This is a genomic window from Kiritimatiellia bacterium (assembly GCA_018001225.1).
Taxonomy (GTDB): Bacteria; Verrucomicrobiota; Kiritimatiellia; order CAIQIC01; family JAGNIJ01; genus JAGNIJ01.
On sequence record JAGNIJ010000079.1, the window covers coordinates 1 to 3,041 of the forward strand.

Annotated in this window: 4 protein-coding genes; 3 read left to right on the forward strand and 1 reads right to left on the reverse strand. The window is 62.3% G+C overall.

From position 1 onward, the window contains the following. The first annotated feature begins 96 nt into the window (after positions 1-96). On the forward strand, positions 97-1,242 hold the full coding sequence (locus tag KA248_15785) for a saccharopine dehydrogenase NADP-binding domain-containing protein (protein ID MBP7831368.1): 1,146 nt from the start codon (positions 97-99) through the stop codon (positions 1,240-1,242). Positions 1,243-1,249: 7 nt separating this feature from the next. Here the strand turns inward: KA248_15785 and KA248_15790 are convergent, their stop codons facing one another. Beyond that, positions 1,250-1,504 carry a hypothetical protein gene (locus KA248_15790; GenBank protein MBP7831369.1) on the reverse strand — a complete coding sequence of 85 codons (255 nt, stop codon included), beginning with the start codon at positions 1,502-1,504 and terminating at the stop codon, positions 1,250-1,252. Between the two features lie 503 nt (positions 1,505-2,007). Between KA248_15790 and KA248_15795 the strand changes: the two genes are divergently transcribed. After that, complete coding sequence (locus KA248_15795; GenBank protein MBP7831370.1) at positions 2,008-2,235, forward strand: AbrB/MazE/SpoVT family DNA-binding domain-containing protein; 228 nt, start codon at positions 2,008-2,010, stop codon at positions 2,233-2,235. Further along, positions 2,235-2,636 (forward strand): type II toxin-antitoxin system VapC family toxin, encoded by a 402-nt coding sequence (locus KA248_15800; protein MBP7831371.1) that lies wholly within the window; start codon positions 2,235-2,237, stop codon positions 2,634-2,636. Before KA248_15795 ends, KA248_15800 begins: the two co-directional genes overlap by 1 nt. Positions 2,637-3,041 lie beyond the last annotated feature (405 nt).

Below are 3,041 nucleotides of genomic sequence, written 5' to 3' on the forward strand. Positions count from 1 at the left end.
CCTGGTTTTGCGCGCTCGATGCGCGTGATGTTCAAAAAATGTGTTCCCGCATTCGGAATCGGGAAGAGGATTGACCAAACCTCCGGAGGGTCTGTCATGAAGTGGCTCGTGCTCGGCGGCGGCGGAACGGTGGGTATCGCACTCCTGTACCTACTGAAGAAAATCGGCTGGACTGCGTGTGTGGTGGATCCCGAGAAACCCGCGCATTACGCGACGCACGAGAAGCGGTTGAAGGGAACCCTCCTCGAGTGGGTCGAGGAAGCGTACACCTTCGAGAAACTGGACGCCCGGTTGACGGCGGATTCGTTCGACGCCGTGATTGATCTGGCGCCCTCGCTCGACAAGCCGGAGGTCCTCGCCCTCTGCGACCGGCATGGCGTGTCCCTCGTGAACGCCACGATCGCGGCGTTCGGCAAGAGCGTGCCGGCCGCGGCACGGGGCTTCCTCACCCGGCGTCCCTCGCTGAGCGGCAGGCCGCACATTGTCGCAGCGGGCATGAACCCCGGAGCCATCAACGCCCTCGCGGAGGAAATCATCCAAGCGAACCAGGAGCGGCCGACGGCGATCATCTACTGGGAATATGACGACACGACCCCCCACCACGGTTCCTTCAACGAACCCTGTATCACCTGGTGCCCCTGCGAGTCTGCGCAGGAGATCGACGACGACCCGGCTTTCGAGGTCGTGAAGAAGGACAAAATCCTGCTCCGCTCGACGCCGCTGGAGTGGGAAGCGCAGGATTACCGGACGTGCGGCGTGCCCCTGGACCAGCTCCGTGTGCCGTCCGAGGGCGACGCGCTGTTGATCGGCCACGAGGAATGCGTCTACATGGGATGGAGGCACGACACCGCGTGCAAGTTCGTCTACGGGTTCCATCCGGAGAACATGACGCTCATGCGCAAGGCCAGCGGCAACCTGAAGGTCAACCTTCTGCGGCAGGCGAAGGACACCCCTCTGCGCGGCGGGGACTTCGTCGGCGTGTCGTGCCGTTTCGACGGACACTGGCGGGGGGCCTACTGCCACCTCGACAACACGTCGGCCACCCCGCTGGACACCAACTCGACCAGCATTCTCGTGGCTTCCGGGATCGCCGCGGCGATGATCGTTTTGAAGAACAACCACATCACGCCCGGCGTCCACTTGACGCACGAGCTGGAGAATTATGTTTCGTCGTTCCGCTCGCTGATCCCGGTGCACAACTACGAGATGCCGGCCGAGGCGCTGGAGGAAGCGCTGCCCTGACCGCGCGTCACGCGTGATCGAAGTCGTCGAACGAGGTCATGTCACTGACCACCCTGGAGCCCTGCAGGGTCGGGAAGTAGCTCCCCCGAAGCATGTCGTGCTTCAGCATGAACACGTCGAGCTGCCGACCCTTGGTCGGACAGTACAGCATCAGGAGCCCGCCGCCGCCCGCGCCGATGATCTTGTCGCCGAGAACGCCGAAGTCCTTGCGGACCTTTTCGTAGAGCTGGTCGAGCATGGACAGGCTGATGACGGCGGACATCTTGCGCTTGAATCAATCACCGCAGTTCGATCGGTTGCGTAACCGGTAAGGAAACGATGGGGCGGCCGGCGCGATGGCTTGCAGTACGGTGTCATTCCGGCTCCAAACGGATCCCGGAAATGGCTTTCTTGCAGAATGTCACGCGTCCGGCCCGCCTTTATCCCGAGCGCGCAAGCGCATCGGGACTACCGCCAGAGGCACTTTGTCGGACCGACCTGACGTCGGCCACGGCTTTGTAGATGAGCATGCGGAGGGAGGGGTCGAACGCCCGTCACGCACATCCGCCGCCCCGCTTCCCCACCGGTAACGCCTCCCGATCCATCCGGTCGGATGCACAAAACCGCAACCCCCGCGGAGTCGCACCCGTCTGCCCTAATCACTTTCTTTCACTTTCCCCTTGCACCGGAGAAGGCACTCTGCAGGCGCTGGTTCGACATCCTTCTCTGTTGACTGCTCCAGACTACTGAAGTATATATCATGGTAGATACTATATGGAGGACACGATGAAGACTGCTTCGTTATTCACAAATGGCGGAAGCCAAGCTGTCAGGCTGCCCAAGGAATGCCGATTCAGGGGAAGAGAAGTGTACGTGCGCAAGTTTGAGGATGTCGTGATCCTCTTCCCCAAGCGCAATCCTTGGTCGCCCTTGGTGAACAGCCTCAAGAAGTTCTCGGCGGACTTCATGTCCGACCGTGCGCAACCCGCCCATGACGAGCGGGAGGCCATCTGATGCGGTTCATGTTGGACACCAGCGTGTGCATTGATCTTATCCGCCGAAGAACGGCCACCATACTCAGGAACCTGGAGCGAACGAGGCCCGAGGATGTGTGCGTGTCCGTCATCACGTTGAGCGAGTTGGAGCATGGTGTGGCCAAGAGCGCTGCACCGGAGAGAAACCGCTTGGCTCTGGCGGAGTTCATGGCCCCGATCACGGTCCTTCCCTACAACGACACAGTGGCGCCGGTGTACGGTCGAATTCGCGCGCACTTGGATGCCAAGGGTATAGGGATTGGATCTCTCGATATGTTGATGGCCGCCCATGCCCTTTCGGCAGGGCTCACGCTCGTGACGAACAATGAACGTGAATTCCAACGCGTGCCCGATCTGCGCGTGGTCAACTGGACAAAGTAGTCTCATCCGCTTCTGTCGAACGCCGAGGGTCAGCGAATTTGCGAGCCGTCCGCGGGTCGCCAGTCCGCAGGAGCCCCTGGTTGAACGAAGCCGCTTCGCGGCAGTCTGCCGAATGCTCTCGCTCGTCGCATTCCGTGTGTCTGGGCCGCATCCTACGCCTCAACCGGACCGGCGTTCAAGCCCGGCGTTGTGCGGGGCGGCCGGTCCGAGGCATCGGAGGCATCATGAGCGAGACGGCATCTGGCGGTTCGGCGACGGCAGGCAGTGGACGGCAGGCGCGGCAGGGCGAGGCAGACCCCCGCCGCCGTATGATCGAGGAGATGCAACTGCGGCGGCTGTCGGACCGGACCGTCGAGTTGTATGTCCGATCGGTCGGGCCGCTGGGCGGCGGGGGCTGGATGGCGC

Bases quoted from the DNA above. Each gene is read 5' to 3' on its own strand.
- KA248_15785 (MBP7831368.1), top strand. From the start codon at position 97: ATGAAGTGGCTCGTGCTCGGCGGCGGCGGAACGGTGGGTATCGCACTC.
- KA248_15790 (MBP7831369.1), bottom strand. From the start codon at position 1,504: ATGTCCGCCGTCATCAGCCTGTCCATGCTCGACCAGCTCTACGAAAAG.
- KA248_15800 (MBP7831371.1), top strand. From the start codon at position 2,235: ATGCGGTTCATGTTGGACACCAGCGTGTGCATTGATCTTATCCGCCGA.
- KA248_15795 (MBP7831370.1), top strand. From the start codon at position 2,008: ATGAAGACTGCTTCGTTATTCACAAATGGCGGAAGCCAAGCTGTCAGG.